The 19002-nt window shown below is 62.3% G+C and carries 15 protein-coding genes; 12 read left to right on the forward strand and 3 right to left on the reverse strand.

What is annotated here, in order from left to right:
- The first annotated feature begins 11 nt into the window (after positions 1-11).
- The gene (gene preA, locus FKV68_RS15755) at positions 12-1325 is read left to right on the forward strand and encodes an NAD-dependent dihydropyrimidine dehydrogenase subunit PreA (RefSeq protein WP_180938730.1); all 1314 of its coding nucleotides are present in this window, start codon (positions 12-14) and stop codon (positions 1323-1325) included.
- A 67-nt stretch (positions 1326-1392) separates the two neighbouring features.
- Here preA and FKV68_RS15760 read toward each other — a convergent pair whose 3' ends face one another.
- Positions 1393-2415: a zinc-dependent alcohol dehydrogenase family protein gene (locus FKV68_RS15760; RefSeq protein WP_180938731.1), complete on the reverse strand. Its 1023-nt coding sequence runs from the start codon at positions 2413-2415 to the stop codon at positions 1393-1395.
- A gap of 105 nt (positions 2416-2520) precedes the next feature.
- Here FKV68_RS15760 and FKV68_RS15765 point away from each other — a divergent pair, with 105 nt between their 5' ends.
- Together FKV68_RS15765 and FKV68_RS15770 are read left to right on the forward strand one after the other, a co-directional pair.
- Positions 2521-3420, forward strand: coding sequence for a LysR family transcriptional regulator (locus FKV68_RS15765; protein ID WP_180938732.1), 900 nt, complete (start codon positions 2521-2523; stop codon positions 3418-3420).
- 190 nt (positions 3421-3610) lie between these two features.
- A complete protein-coding gene (locus FKV68_RS15770; RefSeq protein WP_180938733.1) occupies positions 3611-5284 on the forward strand; it encodes an adenylate/guanylate cyclase domain-containing protein in 1674 nt (557 codons plus the stop codon).
- Between the two features lie 29 nt (positions 5285-5313).
- Here the strand turns inward: FKV68_RS15770 and rutR are convergent, their stop codons facing one another.
- Positions 5314-5967, reverse strand: coding sequence for an HTH-type transcriptional regulator RutR (gene rutR, locus FKV68_RS15775; RefSeq protein ID WP_180938734.1), 654 nt, complete (start codon positions 5965-5967; stop codon positions 5314-5316).
- A gap of 314 nt (positions 5968-6281) precedes the next feature.
- On the opposite strand from rutR, the gene FKV68_RS15780 reads away from it, so the two are divergent.
- Entirely contained in the window at positions 6282-7532 is a 1251-nt protein-coding gene (locus FKV68_RS15780; protein ID WP_180938735.1) for a Zn-dependent hydrolase, read from the forward strand.
- Between the two features lie 81 nt (positions 7533-7613).
- The gene (gene hydA / locus FKV68_RS15785) at positions 7614-9068 is read left to right on the forward strand and encodes a dihydropyrimidinase (protein WP_180938736.1); all 1455 of its coding nucleotides are present in this window, start codon (positions 7614-7616) and stop codon (positions 9066-9068) included.
- A gap of 58 nt (positions 9069-9126) precedes the next feature.
- Here hydA and FKV68_RS15790 read toward each other — a convergent pair whose 3' ends face one another.
- Positions 9127-9540 (reverse strand): cupin domain-containing protein, encoded by a 414-nt coding sequence (locus FKV68_RS15790; protein ID WP_180938737.1) that lies wholly within the window; start codon positions 9538-9540, stop codon positions 9127-9129.
- Positions 9541-9652: 112 nt separating this feature from the next.
- Here FKV68_RS15790 and FKV68_RS15795 point away from each other — a divergent pair, with 112 nt between their 5' ends.
- The 7 genes from FKV68_RS15795 to FKV68_RS15825 all read left to right on the forward strand — a co-directional run bounded on the left by FKV68_RS15795 (position 9653) and on the right by FKV68_RS15825 (position 18907).
- The gene (locus FKV68_RS15795) at positions 9653-10444 is read left to right on the forward strand and encodes an ABC transporter ATP-binding protein (protein ID WP_180938738.1); all 792 of its coding nucleotides are present in this window, start codon (positions 9653-9655) and stop codon (positions 10442-10444) included.
- Positions 10434-10922: a GNAT family N-acetyltransferase gene (locus tag FKV68_RS15800; RefSeq protein ID WP_180938739.1), complete on the forward strand. Its 489-nt coding sequence runs from the start codon at positions 10434-10436 to the stop codon at positions 10920-10922. The genes FKV68_RS15795 and FKV68_RS15800 overlap by 11 nt, the downstream gene beginning before the upstream one ends.
- A 1-nt stretch (position 10923) precedes the next feature.
- Positions 10924-11808 carry an ABC transporter permease gene (locus FKV68_RS15805; protein ID WP_180938740.1) on the forward strand — a complete coding sequence of 295 codons (885 nt, stop codon included), beginning with the start codon at positions 10924-10926 and terminating at the stop codon, positions 11806-11808.
- Positions 11805-12674, forward strand: a complete 870-nt coding sequence (locus FKV68_RS15810) for an ABC transporter permease (RefSeq protein WP_180938741.1) — start codon at positions 11805-11807, stop codon at positions 12672-12674. Before FKV68_RS15805 ends, FKV68_RS15810 begins: the two co-directional genes overlap by 4 nt.
- A gap of 147 nt (positions 12675-12821) precedes the next feature.
- Entirely contained in the window at positions 12822-13814 is a 993-nt protein-coding gene (locus FKV68_RS15815; protein WP_180938742.1) for an ABC transporter substrate-binding protein, read from the forward strand.
- Positions 13815-14396: 582 nt separating this feature from the next.
- Positions 14397-15584 carry an efflux RND transporter periplasmic adaptor subunit gene (locus tag FKV68_RS15820; protein ID WP_180938743.1) on the forward strand — a complete coding sequence of 396 codons (1188 nt, stop codon included), beginning with the start codon at positions 14397-14399 and terminating at the stop codon, positions 15582-15584.
- 14 nt (positions 15585-15598) lie between these two features.
- A complete protein-coding gene (locus FKV68_RS15825) occupies positions 15599-18907 on the forward strand; it encodes an efflux RND transporter permease subunit (protein ID WP_180938744.1) in 3309 nt (1102 codons plus the stop codon).
- Positions 18908-19002 lie beyond the last annotated feature (95 nt).

A 19002-nucleotide genomic window follows, 5' to 3' on the forward strand; every position in this document is an offset into this window, starting at 1 on the left:
GGAAGAGAACAATGGCTGATCTTCGCAACAATTTCGTCGGCATCAAATCTCCGAACCCGTTCTGGCTCGCCTCGGCGCCGCCGACGGACAAGGCCTACAACGTCGAGCGGGCCTTCAAGGCCGGCTGGGGTGGCGTCGTCTGGAAGACGCTTGGCGAGGAAGGACCGCCCGTTGTCAACGTCAACGGGCCGCGCTACGGCGCGATCTGGGGCGCCGACCGGCGCCTACTGGGCTTGAACAACATCGAGCTCATCACCGACCGCGACCTATACGTGAACCTGCGCGAGATGAAGCAGGTGAAGATGAACTGGCCCGACCGGGCGCTGATCGCATCGATCATGGTGCCCTGTGAAGAGAACGCGTGGAAAGCGATCCTGCCACTGGTCGAGGAGACCGGGGCCGACGGCATAGAACTCAACTTCGGCTGTCCGCACGGCATGTCCGAGCGCGGCATGGGCTCGGCAGTCGGCCAGGTGCCGGAATATATCGAGATGGTCGTGCGCTGGTGCAAACAGTACACCCGCATGCCGGTGATCACCAAGCTGACGCCGAACATCACCGACATCCGCAAGCCCGCCCGCGCGGCCAAGGCCGGCGGCACCGACGCCGTGTCGCTGATCAACACGATCAACTCGATCACTTCGGTCAACCTCGACACGTTCTCGCCGGAGCCCTCGATCGACGGCCGGGGCAGCCACGGCGGCTATTGCGGGCCGGCGGTGAAGCCGATCGCGCTCAACATGGTCGCCGAAATCGCGCGCGATCCGGAGACCCACGGATTGCCGATTTCGGGCATCGGCGGCATCACCACCTGGCGCGACGCGGCCGAATTCCTGGCGCTCGGCGCCGGCAATGTCCAGGTCTGCACGGCGGCGATGACCTACGGCTTCAAGATCGTCCAGGAAATGATCTCCGGCCTCTCCGACTGGATGGACGCCAAGGGCCACCGCACGCTCGACGACATCTGCGGTCGGGCCGTGCCCAACGTCACCGACTGGCAGTATCTCAATCTCAACTACGTCGCCAAGGCGAAGATCGACCAGGATGCCTGCATCAAATGCGGTCGCTGTCACATCGCCTGCGAGGATACCTCGCACCAGGCGATCACCCAGTTCGTCAACGGCGTGCGCCATTTCGAGGTGATCGAGGAGGAATGCGTCGGCTGCAATCTCTGCGTCAACGTCTGCCCCGTCTCGAACTGCATCACGATGGAGCCGCTCGCGGTCGGCACTGTCGACAAACGCACCGGCAAGCCCGTTGATCCGAACTACGCCAACTGGACGACCCATCCGAACAACCCGATGGCACGGCAAGCCGCCGAGTGACATAAGGGTCGGTAACCTCAGAAGGCCGCCGGGAGAGAATACCGGCGGTCTTCGTATTCCTGGCATGTCAGAACTCGATCACCAGCTTTCCGAACGGGCCGCGATCGAGATGCGCCAGCGCCTCTCGGAACTCCGCGAAGGTGTATCGCTTGTCGATAACCGGCTTCAGGCGCAAGCGGTCGACCGCGCCGACGAAATCCTCAAGCGCCCGGCGATGTCCGACGCTGATGCCCTGCAGCACCGGGGATTTCAAAAGCAGCGGCGCCGCCGGCCCCGAAATTTCGAAGCCCTCCAACACGCCGATCACGGAAATGCGCCCGTCCGCGGCAACGGCTCTCAGCGACTGGCCAAGGCCGGCACCGCCGGCAATTTCCAGAATGTGGTCGGCGCCATGGTCTGCGGTCAGCTCATAGACCCGCTCGACCCAGTCCTCCGATTTGCGATTGATGCTGTGGTCGGCGCCTAGTGCCAACGCGCGCGAGAGTTTCTCTTTGCTCCCCGACGTGACGATCACCTCCGCGCCGTTCGCCTTGGCGATCTGCAGGCCGAAGAGAGCTACACCGCCTGTTCCCTGGACGACGACGCGATCGCCGGGCCTGACACGACCCTTCTCCACCAGCGCGAACCATGCGGTGAGGCCGGCGCATGGCAGCGTGCTCGCCTGGGCGGTGTCAAGGCTCTTCGGCGCGGCGACGAACCATCCTTCGGGGAACGCGACATATTCCGACATGACGCCCGGATGCACGCCGCCGAGTGTCGCGTAGGAAGGCGCCCTGCCGCTTCCCGGCCGTAGACCGTCGAGCCAGCCGGGGTGGAAGGTCGAGATGACGCGGTCGCCTGGTCTGAAACGCGTCACGCCTTTGCCCACGTCTTCGACGACGCCGCTCATGTCCGAAGCCGGCACGAAGGGGAAGGCGAGATCCAGCCCCATGCCGGTTTCAAGCATCAGCTTGTCGCGATAATTGAGCGACACGGCCGTCGTCCTGACAAGCACGTCGTGGTCACCGATATCCGGCACGGGACGTTCGGCGATCTTGAGATTTTGCGGGCCGATTGCGTCGATGCTCCATTCCCTCATCCATTTCGTCATGATCATTCCTTTTACGTGGATAGTGATGGCGCGAGCATAGTGTTGAAATCAAATCGCCAGTTGCGATAAGATTTCCCGTATTGGTTCTCAAATGGATACAAACTCATGGAGAGGCTGAACGGTATTTCCGTCTTCGTGGAGGTCGCCGATGCCGGCGGTTTCTCCGCCGCCGCTGAGCGGCTGAACCTTTCCCGCTCGGCCGTGGGCAAGACGATCGCGCGGCTCGAGCAGCGGCTCGGCGTGCGGCTCTTTCATCGCACCACCCGGACACAAAGCCTGACCGACGAGGGCCAGCTCTTCTACCGGAGCTGCCTGAAGGCGCTTGATGAGGTCCGGGGCGCCGAGGCCTTACTTGAATCCGGCAAGCAGGAAATTCGCGGTCGCTTGCGTATTTCGATGCCTGTTCTCTTCGGCCGCCAATGCGTGGCACCGCTGCTGCACGAGTTGGTGCGCGCGCATCCGCATCTGGAGCTCGATCTTTCCTTCAACGACCGCGTCGTCGATCTTTTCGATGAGGGCTTCGATCTCGCTGTCCGCAACGGTTCCGCCGGCACTGACCCGAGCCTCATGGCACGGGCGATCGCCGATCAGCGCATGACTGTCTGCGCCGCGCCCGCCTATCTCGAAGCACATGGCACACCGACAAGCCTTGACGACCTCACCAGCCACGATGCCGTTCTCTACGCGCGGAGCGGATACCAGCGCCCTTGGTCCTTTCCCATCAACGGGAACATGACCGAAGACGTGACGCCGAAGACCCGTTTGCGGCTGGATGATCTTGCCGCCATCGCCGCTGCCGCGGCCGATGGCCTTGGTCTTGCCTGGCTGCCTTGCTGGCTGGTGCGCGAGCGCGTGCAGCGCGGCGAGCTCGTGCGGGTGCTCACGGACCGACCCGGGCAAATCTTCAAGGCTTACGCGGTCTGGCCGCAAACACGGCTTATGCTGCCAAAACTCCGGGTGGTGATCGACAAACTCGCCGAGCGGCTGCCGCGCATCATGGAATAACATAAGTGCACGCGATCCGGCCGAAGCCAGTGGGCCGGCGCTGTCGAGCCGATCGAATGATGCTGGCAATGCGGTCACGAAAACGAAACTGTTTGTGTCAAAAACGTAAGTTGTCGGTATCCGCGATCTGGTTAATAAGGAACGGAATCAGCAATGGCTGGCCAGAGCCGGCAAATACCGGGCAGAGTGCTTGACGATCTTTTCCATCAGCGCACGCAAGAAGATACACCTGATCTCGGGGGCCGTGCTCGGCACATTCATCCTCTGCCATTTCTTCAACCATTCGCTCGGCCTGATCTCCATCGACGCCATGGAATCCGGAAGGCGGACATTCAATCTCCTTTGGCACAGCGTGCCTGGGACAATATTGCTCTACGGCGCATTGCTCCTGCATTTCATGATGGCGCTCGAAAGCCTCTACCGGCGCCAGACGCTGCGCATGCCTGCCGGCGAGGCGTTCAAAATCGTCTTCGGCCTCAGCTTGCCTTTCGTGTTGATGGCGCATGTGGTCGCCGCGCGGATCGAACCGCTCTTCACCGGGATCGAAGCCAATTATCCCGACGTTCTGCGATTGCTTTGGGCGAGCCCCATCAACACCGGCCGGCAGACGGCGGCGCTTCTGCTTGCCTGGAGCCATGGATGTCTCGGCGCCTGGTTCTGGATGCGCGGTCGAGCCTGGTTTCCGCGTTATGAGATCCTGCTTTACACGATTGCGCTGCTCGTCCCGATCTTCGCGCTGCTCGGCTTCGTCAACGGTGCGCGGTCGCTTGAGCGCGTCTATGCGGAACATGGGGGTTATGGCGACACGGCTTACGCCAGTCAGAAGCCGCGGTTCGATCCGGCGCTCATGGAAAACATCCGCCTGGCGCTCTACGCCGGTTTCGGCGGCCTGATCGCCGGCACTTTCGCCCTTCGCGCGCTTCCGACGCGGGGGCGAATTCGCGTCCGTTACCCCGACGGCCGTATCGCGGCGGTCAGCCTTGGTTTCAGCGTGCTGGAGGCAAGCCGTGCCGCCGGCATTCCCCACGTCTCCGTCTGCGGCGGCCGTGGCCGCTGCTCGACATGCCGGGTCCGCGTGATTCAGGGGCTGGAGGGCCAGCCAGCGCCGGAGACCGCGGAGCGCTCGACATTGGCCCGAATTGGCGCGCCGGACAATGTGCGTCTCGCCTGCCAGTTCCGGCCGGTTCACAGCGTGACCGTCGTCCCCATTCTCGATACCGACAGCCTCGGAATAAAAAAGCAATTCGCCCAGCAAGACGGCGAGGGTCGCGAGCGTCGGATCGCCGTGCTCTTTTGCGATCTGCGTGATTTCACTCGCATCGCCGAGCACAAACTGCCTTTCGACACGGTGTTCCTGCTCAACCGCTACTTCGAGATGGTCGGCGAAGCCGTTGAAAGCTCGGGCGGCGTGATCGACAAGTTTATCGGCGACGGCGCGCTCGCGATCTTCGGGTTGAAGGTCCCATTCCAGGAAGCATGCCTTCAGTCACTCGCCGCCGCCGTCCGATTGTCCAAAGGCATCCAGGCGCTCAATCAGACATTTCATGGAGAGCTCGAACAGCCGCTGCGACTGGCAATCGGCCTGCACGCAGGCCCGGCGATCATTGGGGAGATGGGCTATGGCCGGGCGACTTCGCTGACCGCGGTCGGCGACACGATCAACACCGCAAGCCGGCTCGAGGGGCTCGCGAAGGAGCATGATGCCGAACTTGCAGTTTCGGTCGAACTCGTCCGCCGCGCCGGTCTCGATCTCGACGGCAACATGCGGCTCGACATCGGCCTGCGCGGCCGGCAGGCGAAACTCGAGACCTGGATCGTCGACAGCGCCGATCACATCGCCGACGTCTTGCCGGCACCGGCTTAGCAGGGAACCTGCGGGGCGCCCGTGGGGGCCTAGGATGCCGGTTGCTCGCGGACCTGCAGACCGTCGACGAACAGCCGCTCAAGGAAGCGTGCGGCATCCTCGAAGCGCCCGTCGCCGGCATTTTCCTGGCCGAGCACGGCACGCACCTGCACATCGAAATCGGCATAGTGCTGCGTCGTCGACCAGATTGCGAAAATCAGGTGATAGGGATCGCACTTGGCGATCTTGCCGGCCTTTGCCCACGCGCGGATGACCTCGGCCTTCTCGTCGACGAGCTCTTTCAGCGGGCCTTTCAGCTCATCCTCGATATGGGGCGCGCCCTGCAGCACCTCATTGGCGAACAGCCGGCTTTCGCGCGGGAAATCGCGCGCCATCTCCAGCTTCCGCCGGATGTAGCTGCGGATCTCGGCGACCGGGTTTCCCTCGGCATTGAACTCGCGGAGTGGATCGAGCCAGGTGTCGAGCACGCGGTCGATCAGCGCCCGGTGCATCGCCTCCTTGGTGCGGAAATAATAGAGCAGATTGGGTTTCGACATGCCTGCCACTTCGGCGATCTGATCGATGGTCGAGCCGCGAAAGCCATGGGCCGAAAAGACCTCCAGCGCCGCCTCGAGGATCTGCTCCTCCTTCTCCTCCTGGATACGTGTACGCCTCTGGGTTTTGGCCGCTCTCGGAAGTACCATCTTGCCCCCTGCTCGCTCCCTGCGCACAATGACACGCGAGCGCCGTGTATTCTGTCAGACGCACAAAATCGCCGCAGCACCTCGAATTGCCCAAAATTCGGACGCGCCATTTTTTTGGGCAACTCCGATTTTTTGTTTTTCCGGCTTGAGTGCCGCCACGGAAGTTGTAATGTTTACCAACCGGTCAAATTATCAGTCAGTTTGCCAACAAAGGCAACGGCTGATCGAAAGGCACCAGAACAAAGCCTGGATTTGACCGGCGGGAACATGAGGGCTGCACCGCAAGGGGCAAACCGAAAAACGAGGAGAACGCCATGGCAGCACCTGGCGAGAACATGCGCGTCAACGCTGACCGCCTGTGGGATTCGTTGATGGATATGGCAAAGATCGGCCCCGGCGTCGCCGGCGGCAACAATCGCCAGACATTGACGGACGAAGACGGCGAGGGTCGTCGGCTTTTCCAGTCCTGGTGCGAGGCGGCTGGCCTTACCATGGGTGTCGACAAGATGGGCACCATGTTTTTCACCCGCCCCGGCACCGACCCGGACGCACTGCCCGTGCACATCGGCTCCCATCTCGACACGCAACCGACGGGCGGCAAGTTCGACGGCGTCCTCGGTGTCCTGAGCGGCCTTGAGGTCGTGCGCACGATGAACGATCTCGGCATTCGCACGAAGCACCCTATCGTGGTGACGAACTGGACCAATGAAGAGGGCGCGCGTTTCGCGCCTGCGATGATTGCCTCCGGCGTCTTTGCCGGTGCTCTTACGCTTGATTATGCCTACGCCCGCAAGGATCCGGAGGGAAAGTCGTTCGGCGACGAGTTGAAGCGCATCGGCTGGCTCGGCGACGAGGAGGTGGGTGCGCGCAAGATGCACGCCTATTTCGAATATCACATCGAACAGGGGCCGATCCTGGAAGCCGAGAGCAAGCAGATCGGCGTCGTCACGCACTGTCAGGGCCTGTGGTGGCTGGAAGTCACTCTCACCGGCCGGGAAGCGCACACCGGATCGACGCCGATGAACATGCGGCTCAATGCCGGCCTTGCCATGGCGCAGATCTTCGAGATGGTCCAGAACGTTGCCATGGAAAACCAGCCCGGCGCCGTCGGCGGTGTCGGCCAGGTGTTCTTCTCGCCCAATTCACGCAACGTGCTGCCCGGCAAGGTCGTCTTCACCATCGACATCCGCTCGCCCGACCAAGCCAAGCTCGACGGCATGCGCGCCCGGATCGAGGCCGAAGCGCCGAAGATCGCCGAGGCGCTGGGTGTCGGCTGTTCGATCGAGGCGGTCGGCCATTTCGACCCGGTCACCTTCGACCCCAAGCTGGTCGCAACGGTCCGCGGCGCCGCCGAGAAGCTCGGCTACAGCCACATGAACCTCATCTCGGGCGCCGGCCACGATGCCTGTTGGGCGGCGAAGGTTGCCCCGACCACGATGATCATGTGTCCCTGCGTCGGCGGCCTCAGCCACAACGAGGCGGAGGACATCTCCAAGGAGTGGGCTTCGGCGGGGGCCGATGTCCTCTTCCACGCCGTGGTCGAAACGGCCGAAATCGTAAAGTGACATTGTGGGCGGGACGACGGTTCCGCCCTTTTTCTTGGCCCTTCCGGCGGCCGAAAACACAATCGCAAGGGAACGCAAGCAATGAGCACTGTGATCAAGGGTGGAACCATCGTCACGGCCGACCTAACCTACAAGGCCGACGTCAAGATCGATGGCGGCAGGATCGTCGAGATCGGTCCGAACCTCTCCGGCACCGAGACGCTGGACGCGACCGGCTGCTACGTCATGCCCGGCGGCATCGACCCGCACACCCACCTCGAAATGCCCTTCATGGGCACCTATTCCTCGGACGATTTCGAAAGTGGCACGCGCGCGGCGCTCGCCGGCGGCACGACCATGGTCGTCGATTTCGCGCTCCCCTCGCCCGGCCAGTCGCTCTTGGAAGCGCTCACCATGTGGGACAACAAGTCGACACGCGCCAATTGCGACTATTCCTTCCACATGGCGATCACCTGGTGGGGCGAGCAGGTCTTCAACGAGATGGAGACAATCGTCAAGGATAAGGGCATCAACACTTTCAAGCACTTCATGGCCTACAAAGGCGCGCTGATGGTGGATGACGACGAGATGTTCTCCTCGTTCCAGCGCTGCGCCGGGCTTGGGGCCCTGCCGCTCGTCCACGCCGAAAATGGCGACGTCGTCGCCCAGTTGCAGGCGAAGCTGCTCGCCGAAGGCAACAACGGCCCCGAGGCCCACGCCTATTCGCGGCCGGCCGAAGTCGAAGGCGAGGCGACCAACCGCGCGATCATGATCGCCGACATGGCCGGCTGTCCGGTCTATATCGTCCACACCTCCTGCGAGCAGGCCCACGAGGCAATCCGGCGCGCCCGCGCCAAAGGCATGCGCGTCTTCGGCGAGCCTTTGATCCAGCACCTGACGCTCGATGAAAGCGAATATTTCAACAAGGATTGGGACCACGCCGCCCGCCGCGTGATGTCGCCGCCCTTCCGCAACAAGCAGCATCAGGACAGCCTCTGGGCCGGGCTTGCCTCAGGTTCGCTGCAGGTGGTCGCGACCGACCATTGCGCCTTCACCACCGACCAGAAGCGCTTCGGCGTCGGCGATTTCACCAAGATCCCGAACGGCACCGGGGGACTCGAGGACCGGATGCCGATGCTGTGGACCCACGGTGTCGCCACCGGCCGCATCACCATGAACGAATTCGTCGCGGTGACCTCGACCAACATCGCCAAGATTCTCAACATCTATCCGAAGAAGGGCGCGATCCTGGTGGGTAGCGATGCCGACCTGGTGGTGTGGGATCCGAAGCGCTCGAAGACGATCTCGGCCAAGTCCCAGCAATCGTCGATCGACTACAACGTCTTCGAGGGCAAGACCGTGACGGGGCTACCTCGCTTCACGCTCAGCCGCGGCGTCGTTTCGATCGAGGAAGGCACAGTCAAGACGCAGGAAGGCCATGGGGAATTCGTCAAGCGCGATCCCTTCCCCGCCGTCAGCACGGCCCTTACCACATGGAAGGAAGTTACGGCGCCGCGCGCCGTACAGCGCACCGGCATCCCGGCAAGCGGGGTTTGACGCACTGCATATGCCGCATCCGTCATACACTTCTCGGACAAGGTCGCTCCTCGGAGCGCTAGGCCGGCACCAATGCATCGAGTTCGGGCAGCAGGACGACGCTTTCCTGCTCCTTCGGATCTGTTCGGGCGATCACCGCCGAGCACGGCTTGTCAGAGAGATTGGCCGGCAGGTGCGGCACGCCGGCGGGGATGTAGAACATCTCGCCCTCCTTGACGACCACGTGCTCTTCGAGCCGGTCGCCGAACCAGGTATGGGCCTCGCCGGCAAGCACGTAGATCGCAGTCTCATGGCTTTCATGCAGATGCGCCTTGGCACGCGCGCCAGGCGGGATGGTCAGGAGGTGCATGCAGATGCCCTTCGAGCCGACCGTTTCCGCGGCGATGCCCTCGAAATAGTTGAGCCCCTGCTTGCCGGCATAGGTGTCACCCGGACGAACCACGCGACAGCCAGAATTGGATGATCGAGACATGAACGCTCTCCAGAATTCGCTGAAAAAACCGCAACAGACGACATCGGCGGCATTGCATGTTGCAGGTTCGAATAGCAGTCTGCCACAGACAAGCCACAATGAGAATCCGCCCATGACATCCAATTCTGCCTCCGTGGTCTCGGCTCGGGATCTCGGTCTCACGTTCCAGACCAGCGACGGGCCGGTCAATGCGCTGACGGGCGTGAACCTCGATGTGGCCAAGGGCGACTTCGTCTCCTTCATCGGCCCGTCAGGATGCGGCAAGACGACATTCCTGCGGGTCATCGCTGACCTCGAGAAGCCGACCTCAGGGGCCATCGCGGTCAACGGCATGTCGCCGGAAGAGGCCCGCCGGCATCGCGCTTACGGCTATGTTTTCCAGGCCGCAGCGCTTTACCCCTGGCGCACGATCGAGAAGAACATCGCCCTGCCGCTCGAAATCATGGGCTATTCGAAAGACGAGCGGAAGGCCCGGATCGATCGCACGCTCGAACTCGTCAACCTTTCGGGCTTCGGCAAGAAATATCCCTGGCAGCTTTCCGGCGGCATGCAGCAGCGGGCCTCGATCGCCCGCGCGCTCGCCTTCGATGCCGATCTTCTTCTGATGGACGAACCGTTCGGCGCCCTCGACGAGATCGTTCGCGACCACCTGAACGAGCAGCTTTTGAAACTCTGGGCGCGAACCAACAAGACCATCTGTTTCGTCACCCATTCGATTCCGGAGGCGGTGTACCTTTCGACCAAAATCGTCGTCATGAGCCCCCGCCCCGGCCGCGTGACCGACATCATCGAATCCACGCTTCCGCGAGAGCGGCCACTGGGCATTCGCGAGACACCGGAGTTCCTGGAAATCGCCCACCGCGTGCGCGAGGGTTTGAGAGCGGGGCACAGCTATGACGAGTAGTGCTTGCGCCGCCCAGGCTTTCTGCCGTGATGCGGCTTTGGCGGACATGGAGGCGTGCGCCGACATCTTCAATCGCTGGGTAGACGCTACGGCGTGGATGCCAAGGGTCCACCCGGCAGACGATGTGGTACGGCATTATCGGGAAAGCGTCTTTGCAAACGGGCCCGTCATAGTCGCCGATTGCCGGGGCGAAATCGCGGGCTTTCTCGCCCTGTCCGCGGACGGCTTTGTGACTGCGCTCTATCTGGACGAGCGCCACCGGCGCGTCGGGATCGGAACGGCGCTGCTTCACGAAGCGAAGAAGCGGGCGACAGGTGAACTGAGGCTTTGGACCTTTGAACACAATAGAGGTGCCCAACGCTTCTACGAACGGGAAGGCTTCGTACCGGTGCGCAGAACGGGCGGCGAAAACGAGGAGAAGCTGCCAGACATTCTCTATCACTGGCGCGTCGAACCGTTGAGCGGAAGGGAGGCGTGACATGCGCGAAGAGAGCTTCTTCAGAGACAAGCTGCTTCCGATCTCTACAGTGGTCGTCATCCTGATCGCCGCTTGGTACGTCGCTGCCATATTCCTCAACGCGCCCTTCGAGCGCGACACGGCCGCACGCGCCGGCACCGAGATCGGCTTCTCCGCTATCGTCCGCAACACGATGGCCCAGGAGCGGCCCGTCCTGCCCGCCCCCCATCAGGTCGTGGCCGAAATCTGGGATACGACCGTCAACAAGGCGATCACCTCCAAGCGCAGCCTCGTCTACCACGCCTGGATCACACTTTCCGCGACGCTGCTCGGCTTCGGTATCGGTGCCGCGCTCGGCGTGCTGCTCGCCGTCGGCATCGTTCACAACCGTGCGATGGACAGGTCCTTGATGCCGTGGGTGATCGCCAGCCAGACCATCCCTATCCTCGCGATCGCGCCGATGATCATAGTCGTTCTGAACGCGATCGGCATCGCCGGCTTGCTGCCGAAAGCGCTGATCTCGACCTATCTCTCGTTCTTCCCGGTCGTCGTCGGCATGGTGAAGGGCCTGCGCAGCCCGGAAACGATCCAGCTCGACCTCATGCACACCTATAATGCCTCATCGGCGCAGACCTTCTGGAAGCTGCGCTGGCCATCCTCCATGCCCTACCTCTTCACCTCGCTGAAGGTCGCCGTCGCCATCTCGCTTGTCGGTGCAATCGTCGGCGAACTGCCGACCGGCGCGGTGGCAGGGCTCGGCGCCCGCCTGCTTGCCGGATCCTATTACGGCCAGACAGTGCAGATCTGGGCGGCTCTGTTCATGGCGGCAGCGCTCGCGGCCGTCCTCGTGATGATCGTCGGCCTGGCGCACACGGCCGTCCTCAAGCGCATGGGGGCCAAGCCATGAACCTTCCTGTTCTCGCCGGAGCCGTTTTCTTCTGGCTCGCTGCCTGGGCCTTCAACGAATGGCTCGTGCGCCAGCACTTTGCACACCCGACGGCCACCAACGCCGCGCGTTTCGCCGTTCCCCTCCTCTTCGGCATCACCATTCTCGTGCTTTGGGAGGGCATCGTCCGCGGCTTCGGCATTCCGTCGGTGCTGCTGCCGGCGCCGTCGATGATCTGGCAGCGTCTCGTCAACTCCCTGCCGACGCTGGTGGCCGATTTCCGGCAGACCTTCCTCAAGGCCGTGCTGACCGGTTATGCGCTCGGCTGCGGCCTCGGCTTCGCCGTGGCGATCCTGATCGACCGCTCTCCTTTCCTGCAGAAGGGGCTGCTGCCGCTCGGCAACTTCGTCTCGGCCCTCCCCGTCATCGGCGTCGCACCGATCATGGTCATGTGGTTCGGCTTCGACTGGCAGTCGAAGGTCGCCGTCGTCGTGATCATGACCTTCTTCCCGATGCTGGTGAACACGGTTTCCGGCCTGGCTGCTGCCAGCCATATGGAGCGCGACCTGATGCGTACCTACGCGGCGACATGGTGGCAGACGCTCGTGAAGCTTCGCCTGCCAGCCGCCTGGCCTTTCATTTTCAACGCTCTCAAGATTAACTCCACGCTGGCGCTGATCGGTGCCATCGTGGCCGAATTTTTCGGGACGCCCATTGTCGGCATGGGTTTCCGGATCTCCACGGAAGTGGGCCGCATGAACGTCGACATGGTTTGGGCCGAGATCGCCGTCGCGGCGGTGGCTGGCTCCGCCTTCTACGGGGTGGTGGTGCTCGCCGAGCGCGCCGTCACCTTCTGGCACCCGTCCATCCGCAGTGGACGGGCCTAGAGCAATTCCAGGAAAGGTGTGCAGCGGCTTTCCGTACGGAATTGCGTAGTTTCAAACAGTTAGATCATATCAGGGTTTCAATGAAACAATGAAATGATCTAGGAATGAAGCGACAATGAGAATGACCAACAATAAGAGGGAACAGACATGAACAAGAAACTTGCGTCTCTGCTTGCTGCAGGCGTCTTTTCGCTTGCCGCCTTCCACGCCAATGCCGCCGACAAGGTCGCGCTGCAGCTGAAGTGGGTCACCCAGGCCCAGTTTGCCGGCTACTACGTCGCCAAGGACAAGGGCTTCTACGACGAAGAAGGCCTCGACGTCGATATCAAGCCCGGCGGCCCGGATATCGCTCCGGCGCAGGTGATTGCCGGCGGCGGCGCCGACGTCATCGTCGACTGGATGCCTTCCGCTCTCGCAACGCGCGAAAAGGGCGTGCCGCTCGTCAACATCGCCCAGCCGTTCAAGAAGTCCGGCATGATGCTGACCTGTCTCAAGGAATCCGGCGTGACGAGCCCCGACAACTTCAAGGGCAAGACGCTCGGTGTCTGGTTCTTCGGCAACGAATACCCCTTCCTCTCCTGGATGGCGCATCTGAAGATCCCGACGGACGGCGGCCCGGAAGGTGTGACCGTCTTGAAGCAGGGCTTCAACGTCGATCCCCTGATCCAGAAGCAGGCCGCCTGCATCTCCACGATGACCTACAACGAGTATTGGCAGGTGATCGACGCCGGCATCAAGCCGGAAGACCTCGTTACCTTCAAGTACGAAGACCAGGGCGTCGCCACCCTCGAAGATGGTCTCTATGTGCTCGAGGACAAGCTCAAGGACCCGGCCTTCAAGGAACGGATGGTGAAGTTCGTCCGCGCCTCGATGAAGGGGTGGAAATATGCAGAGGAGAACCCGGACGAGGCTGCCGATATCGTTCTTGAGAACGATTCCACCGGTGCCCAGACGGAGAAGCACCAGAAGCGCATGATGGGCGAAATCGCCAAGCTGACCGCCGGCTCCAACGGCGCGCTCGACGAGGCCGACTACAAGCGCACCGTTCAGTCGCTGCTCGCCGGGGGCTCCGACCCGGTCATCTCCAAGGAGCCGGAGGGCGCCTGGACGCATGAAGTAACGGACGAAGCGCTCAAGTAATACACGCGGAAGCCGATGGAACCGGAGCGTGCGGCGCCCGCCGCGCGCTCCTTTTTCTTAAGGCCGGCGACGACCCAAGATCAGCCGAAGCATTACGGCGCCGTGCGTCTTTCAGACGCACAAAGGTCGCTGTAGAACTTTGAATTGCTGCATGTTTTTGCCCTTAAATCGGCTACGATGTAAGGAACATGCACTGGTCAAAAAGTCGCGCTGGAGTTGCGTCCTCTGCATTCTCGCCATATTGCACTGCGAGATATACGAGAATAAAAATAGTGAGGCACCATCGCTTCAGCGACCTTGTAAGCATTTCGCACGGCGATTACATAGGCGAAAGCGTTCGGCTGGAGCGGGCGCGGGGAGGAAATCGTTTTCTTAAGCTTTGCCCTTTAGGGAACTTTTTCCTGGACTCGATGTATTCGGTTTGAAACCGCCTGCATTGGGCGAAATTAAGCTTGCGACCATGTCCGTGGACCTGGCGATCTGTCGGCGGTGCAGGGAGCGCAAGAGAATAAGGTGATTTGAGCCAGACCTTCGCCGCCTGGGGCGCGATGTCCGGCATTTCATTTTTAGGAAAACAGGCCGATGGCTCAGAAACTTCTACCTCTTTTCGGCGCCTGCGCGGCAATGACACTCAGCGCATTTTCCAGCGCGTTCGCCGAAGAGGCCGCCAAGCCGCAGCAGTCGCAGACGCTCCCCTCAATCGTCGTCACCGAGGCCGTACAGCAATCGATCAGTGACCGCGTCATCGCCACCGGCTCCATCGAAGCGGTCGAAGAAACCTACGTTTCACCGCTGGTCGACGGCCTCTCCGTGCGATCGCTGAACGTCGATGTCGGCGACAGGGTCGAAGAAGGCAGCACCCTGGTCGTGCTCAACGACGATGCACTGCTCTTGCAGAAGAGCCAGCTCGAAGCCAATCTCGCCAAAGCGGAGGCGTCGCTCGCCCAACTGCGCGCCCAGCTCGTCGAAATGACGGCAAATTCGGAAGAGGCGACGCGCGTTGCCGACCGTGCCGTGCGGCTGTCTGAGAACGGCACGGTGTCGACTGCCGAGTCCGACCGCCTGAAGGCGCTCGCCGCCGCTGCTCGCGCCCGCGTTCACTCGGCAGAGCAATCGGTGAGCGTCGCCACGGCAGACATCAAGGTGGTGCAGGCACAGATCGACGACATCGACCTGCGTCTTGCGCGCACCGCCGTGAAGGCTCCCGTCAGCGGCGTGATCTCCGCCAAGAACGCCAAGATCGGCGCCATCGCGAGCGGCAGCGGCGAGCCGCTCTTCGCCATCATCCGCGACGGTGCGATCGAGATGAAGGCGGATGTCGCCGAGGCAGACATCGTCAAACTCGCCGTCGGACAGTCGGCGACGGTCAGGCTCGCCGGCAGCAGCACGACGATCGAGGGCAAAATCCGGTTGATCGCACCGACCGTAGACCCTCAGACGCGGCTCGGTTCCGTCGACATTACCATCAGCGACACGTCCAAGGCTCGCGCCGGCATGTATGCGAGCGCGGTCATCACCGTCGAACAAAAACAAACAGTTGTTTTGCCGCAAACGGCTGTTAATGCCGAAGACGGCAAGGCAATCGTCCGCAAGGTCGAAGACGGCGTGGTGCGCCTGGTGCCGGTGGTAACCGGTATCCAGGACGGACAGTTCGTCGAAATCCTTTCCGGCCTCAAGGCAGGTGAACAGGCAGTGGCGAAGGCCGGCGCCTATGTGCGCGACGGCGACCGCATCAACCCGGTCAAGTCCGCGCAGCCGGCAACCAACTGACGGGAACAGAGACCATGAACTTCTCAGCCTGGTCCATCCGCAATCCGGTCGCGCCGATCCTGGCCTTCTTCGTGCTGGTCGTGCTCGGCTGGCAGTCGTTCAATTCCCTGCCGATCACCCGTTTTCCGAACATCGACGTACCGATCGTTCAGATCAGCGTCACGCAGAGTGGTGCCGCTCCTGCCGAACTCGAGACCCAGGTCACCAAGGAGATCGAGGATGCAGTCGCCGGCGTCTCTGGCGTCGATCATATCCAGTCGACGATCACCGACGGCAGTTCGACCACCGCTGTCATCTTCCGCATGGAGGTGCCGACGACCCAAGCGGTGCAGGACGTCAAGGACGCGATCGACCGCATCCGCAGCGACCTGCCGACCTCGATTGAAGAGCCGATCGTCTCCAAGGTCGACGTCGAAGGCCAGGCGATCCAGACGTTCTCCGTCTCCTCACCCGGCATGACGCTGGAGGAATTGTCCTGGTTCGTCGACGACACGATCAAGCGCGCGATCCAGGGCCAGAGCGGCATCGGCCGTGTCGACCGTTACGGCGGCTCCGATCGAGAGGTCCGCATCGAGCTTAACGAAGACCGCCTGAACGCCTACGGCATCACCGCCGCCGACGTGAACGGCCAGCTTCGCCGCATGAACATGGATCTCGGCTCCGGTCGGGGCCAGGTCGGCGGCAGCGAACAGGCGATCCGCACGCTCGGCGACACGCGCGACGTGGCCGAACTCGCCAATACCATGATCTCGCTGCCAAACGGCCGTTTCGTCCGGCTCTCGAAACTTGGCACGGTGATCGATACCTATGAGGAGCCGAAGTCCTTCTCCCGGTTCAACGGCCATCCAGGCGTCACCTTCGCCGTCTTCCGGGCAAAAGGCGCCAGCGAAGTCACCGTTGCGGAAACGGTCGCCAAGACGCTCGACGAGATCCGCGCCAAGCATCCGGATGTCACCATCGAGAAGGTCGACGATTCGGTCTACTTTACCTACGGCAACTACGAGGCTGCGATCCACACGTTGATCGAGGGAGCGCTGCTCGCCGTCGTCGTCGTGCTATTGTTCCTGCGCAACTGGCGTGCAACGCTGATTTCCGCGATCGCGCTGCCGCTCTCGGCGATCCCGACCTTCTGGGTGATGGAGCTCCTAGGCTTCTCGCTGAACCTGGTCAGCTTCCTGGCGATGACGCTCGCGACCGGTATCCTCGTCGATGACGCGATCGTGGAGATCGAGAACATCGAGCGGCATATCCGCATGGGCAAGTCGCCCTACCGCGCCGCAATCGAGGCGGCGGACGAGATCGGCCTTGCGGTGATCGCCACCACCTTCACCATCATCGCCGTCTTTGTCCCGGTCTCCTTCATGCCGGGCATTCCGGGGCAATACTTCATCCAGTTCGGCCTGACGGTCGCCGTCTCCGTCTTCTTCTCGCTGCTCGTCGCCCGCCTGATTACACCGGTCATGGCGGCCTATCTGATGAAGCCTAGTGATGTCGGTGGTGGCCACCACGGGGGCGACGACAGTGCCATCATGAAGCTCTATACGGGCATCATCAGAGTGACGACCCGCTGGCGCTATTCGACGCTGTTAGCCGCCATCGGTTGCCTTGCCCTCTCCCTCTACTTCCTGTTCCAGGTTCCAGGCAGCTTCCTGCCGCCGGAGGATAATTCGCGCGTCAGCCTGTCGATCGAATTGCCGCCGGATGCGATGCTCGAGGACACGGACCGGACGACGACCGAGATCTATGACCGCATCAAGGACATAGACGGCGTCGAGGACGTCTTCGTGCTCGGCGGCGCCTCGCCCAAGGGCGATCTCGAACTGCGGCGTGCCGCAGTCACCGTGCTTTTGAAGAAGCTCGACCACTCGCTCGTCAACAGGGTCGTCAACGACGTCATCGGCCGCATGCCGCTGATCGGTGAGTACCTGCCGAAGCTGCCGCCGGCGGGCCGCATCAAGCCGCAATCTGAGATCGAAAGGGAGATCTTCGCAGAGCTGCGCTCGATCCCCGACGTTCGTGTCACCAAGCTCAACGACCGTGGCGAGCGCGATCTGTCGTTCAACCTGCTCTCCAACAACGACGCAGACCTGGACAGCGCCGTCGCCGCTCTTGAGGTCAAGCTGCGCAGTGACCCGCTGCTCGCCAACGTCAGCCCCGATGGCGCGCTGCCGCGGCCGGAACTGCAGATCCGTCCGCGCGTCGATCAGATGTCCCGTCTCGGCATCACGACGCAGCAGATTTCCGAGGTGATCCGCGTCGCCACCATCGGTGACATCGACGCGCAACTCACCAAAATCGCCCTCGACGGCCGGCTGATCCCGATCCGCGTCCAGCTCAACCGGGATTTCCGCACGGATCTCGCGGCGATTCGCAACCTCAAGGTCCAGACTACGTCCGGTGCGACCGTTCCGCTTTCGAGCGTTGCTGACATCAACTATTCGGAAGGGCCGAGCTCGATCAAGCGCTACGACCGTTACCGCGTGGTGACACTGGGTGCCGACCTTCCGGTTGGCGTCGCGCTCGACACGGCGTCCAGTCGCTTCAAACAGATCGCAGGCGAAGTTAAGCTGCCGGGAACTGTCGAGTTCCGTGAAAGCGGCGATGCCGAGGTGCAGGCGGAAATGCAGCAGAGCTTCGGCAACGCCATGTTGCTCGGCCTGATGATGGTGTTGGTCGTGCTCATCTTGCTGTTCAAGGATGTGATCCAACCCTTCACCATCCTGTTCTCGCTGCCGCTCGCGATCGGCGGCGTGGCTGGAGCCCTCATCCTGACCCAGAATGCGCTCTCGATGCCGGTGCTGATCGGTATCCTCATGCTGATGGGTATCGTCACCAAGAACGCGATCCTGCTCGTGGATTTCGGTATAGAGATGATGCATCACGGCATGGACCGCACGCTGTCGATGATCGAAGCTGGCCGCAAGCGCGCACGTCCGATCGTTATGACCTCGATCGCCATGTCCGCCGGTATGCTGCCCTCGGCGCTCGGCGTCGGCGAAGGCGGCTCCTTCCGCGCGCCGATGGCGATCGCCGTCATCGGCGGCATCATCGTCTCGACGGTTCTTAGCCTCGTCGTCGTTCCCTCCTTCTTCCTGATCATGGACGACCTGTCACGGCTGCTCGCCTGGATCTTCGGCCGCTTCGTCGGCAAGAAGGACGAGGAGGATCTGCCGCTCGACCGCGAGGCGCTGACGAAGCTCGCCGCCGAGCAGGGTGGCACGATCGAGGAACTGCAGGAACGCATCAAGGCGCTGGAAGAGCAGGAGCGTGACGGCAAGTCCGGCCGCAAGGTCATCAATCATCCGGCGCTTGCCGCTGAGTAAAACCGCTCCCGCGCCGCAAAACGCACACTACAGCGCCGTGCGTCCATCAGGACGCACAAAGGACGCTGTAAGTCTTTGAATCTACGCATCGTGCT

The organism is Sinorhizobium mexicanum (genome assembly GCF_013488225.1).
Classification (GTDB): domain Bacteria; phylum Pseudomonadota; class Alphaproteobacteria; order Rhizobiales; family Rhizobiaceae; genus Sinorhizobium; species Sinorhizobium mexicanum.

What these genes read in the sequence shown, in the direction of transcription:
- preA (WP_180938730.1), top strand. Translation starts at nt 12, where the DNA reads ATGGCTGATCTTCGCAACAATTTCGTCGGCATCAAATCTCCGAACCCG.
- FKV68_RS15760 (WP_180938731.1), bottom strand. Translation starts at nt 2,415, where the DNA reads ATGACGAAATGGATGAGGGAATGGAGCATCGACGCAATCGGCCCGCAA.
- FKV68_RS15765 (WP_180938732.1), top strand. Translation starts at nt 2,521, where the DNA reads ATGGAGAGGCTGAACGGTATTTCCGTCTTCGTGGAGGTCGCCGATGCC.
- rutR (WP_180938734.1), bottom strand. Translation starts at nt 5,967, where the DNA reads ATGGTACTTCCGAGAGCGGCCAAAACCCAGAGGCGTACACGTATCCAG.
- FKV68_RS15780 (WP_180938735.1), top strand. Translation starts at nt 6,282, where the DNA reads ATGGCAGCACCTGGCGAGAACATGCGCGTCAACGCTGACCGCCTGTGG.
- hydA (WP_180938736.1), top strand. Translation starts at nt 7,614, where the DNA reads ATGAGCACTGTGATCAAGGGTGGAACCATCGTCACGGCCGACCTAACC.
- FKV68_RS15790 (WP_180938737.1), bottom strand. Translation starts at nt 9,540, where the DNA reads ATGTCTCGATCATCCAATTCTGGCTGTCGCGTGGTTCGTCCGGGTGAC.
- FKV68_RS15795 (WP_180938738.1), top strand. Translation starts at nt 9,653, where the DNA reads ATGACATCCAATTCTGCCTCCGTGGTCTCGGCTCGGGATCTCGGTCTC.
- FKV68_RS15800 (WP_180938739.1), top strand. Translation starts at nt 10,434, where the DNA reads ATGACGAGTAGTGCTTGCGCCGCCCAGGCTTTCTGCCGTGATGCGGCT.
- FKV68_RS15805 (WP_180938740.1), top strand. Translation starts at nt 10,924, where the DNA reads ATGCGCGAAGAGAGCTTCTTCAGAGACAAGCTGCTTCCGATCTCTACA.
- FKV68_RS15810 (WP_180938741.1), top strand. Translation starts at nt 11,805, where the DNA reads ATGAACCTTCCTGTTCTCGCCGGAGCCGTTTTCTTCTGGCTCGCTGCC.
- FKV68_RS15815 (WP_180938742.1), top strand. Translation starts at nt 12,822, where the DNA reads ATGAACAAGAAACTTGCGTCTCTGCTTGCTGCAGGCGTCTTTTCGCTT.
- FKV68_RS15820 (WP_180938743.1), top strand. Translation starts at nt 14,397, where the DNA reads ATGGCTCAGAAACTTCTACCTCTTTTCGGCGCCTGCGCGGCAATGACA.
- FKV68_RS15825 (WP_180938744.1), top strand. Translation starts at nt 15,599, where the DNA reads ATGAACTTCTCAGCCTGGTCCATCCGCAATCCGGTCGCGCCGATCCTG.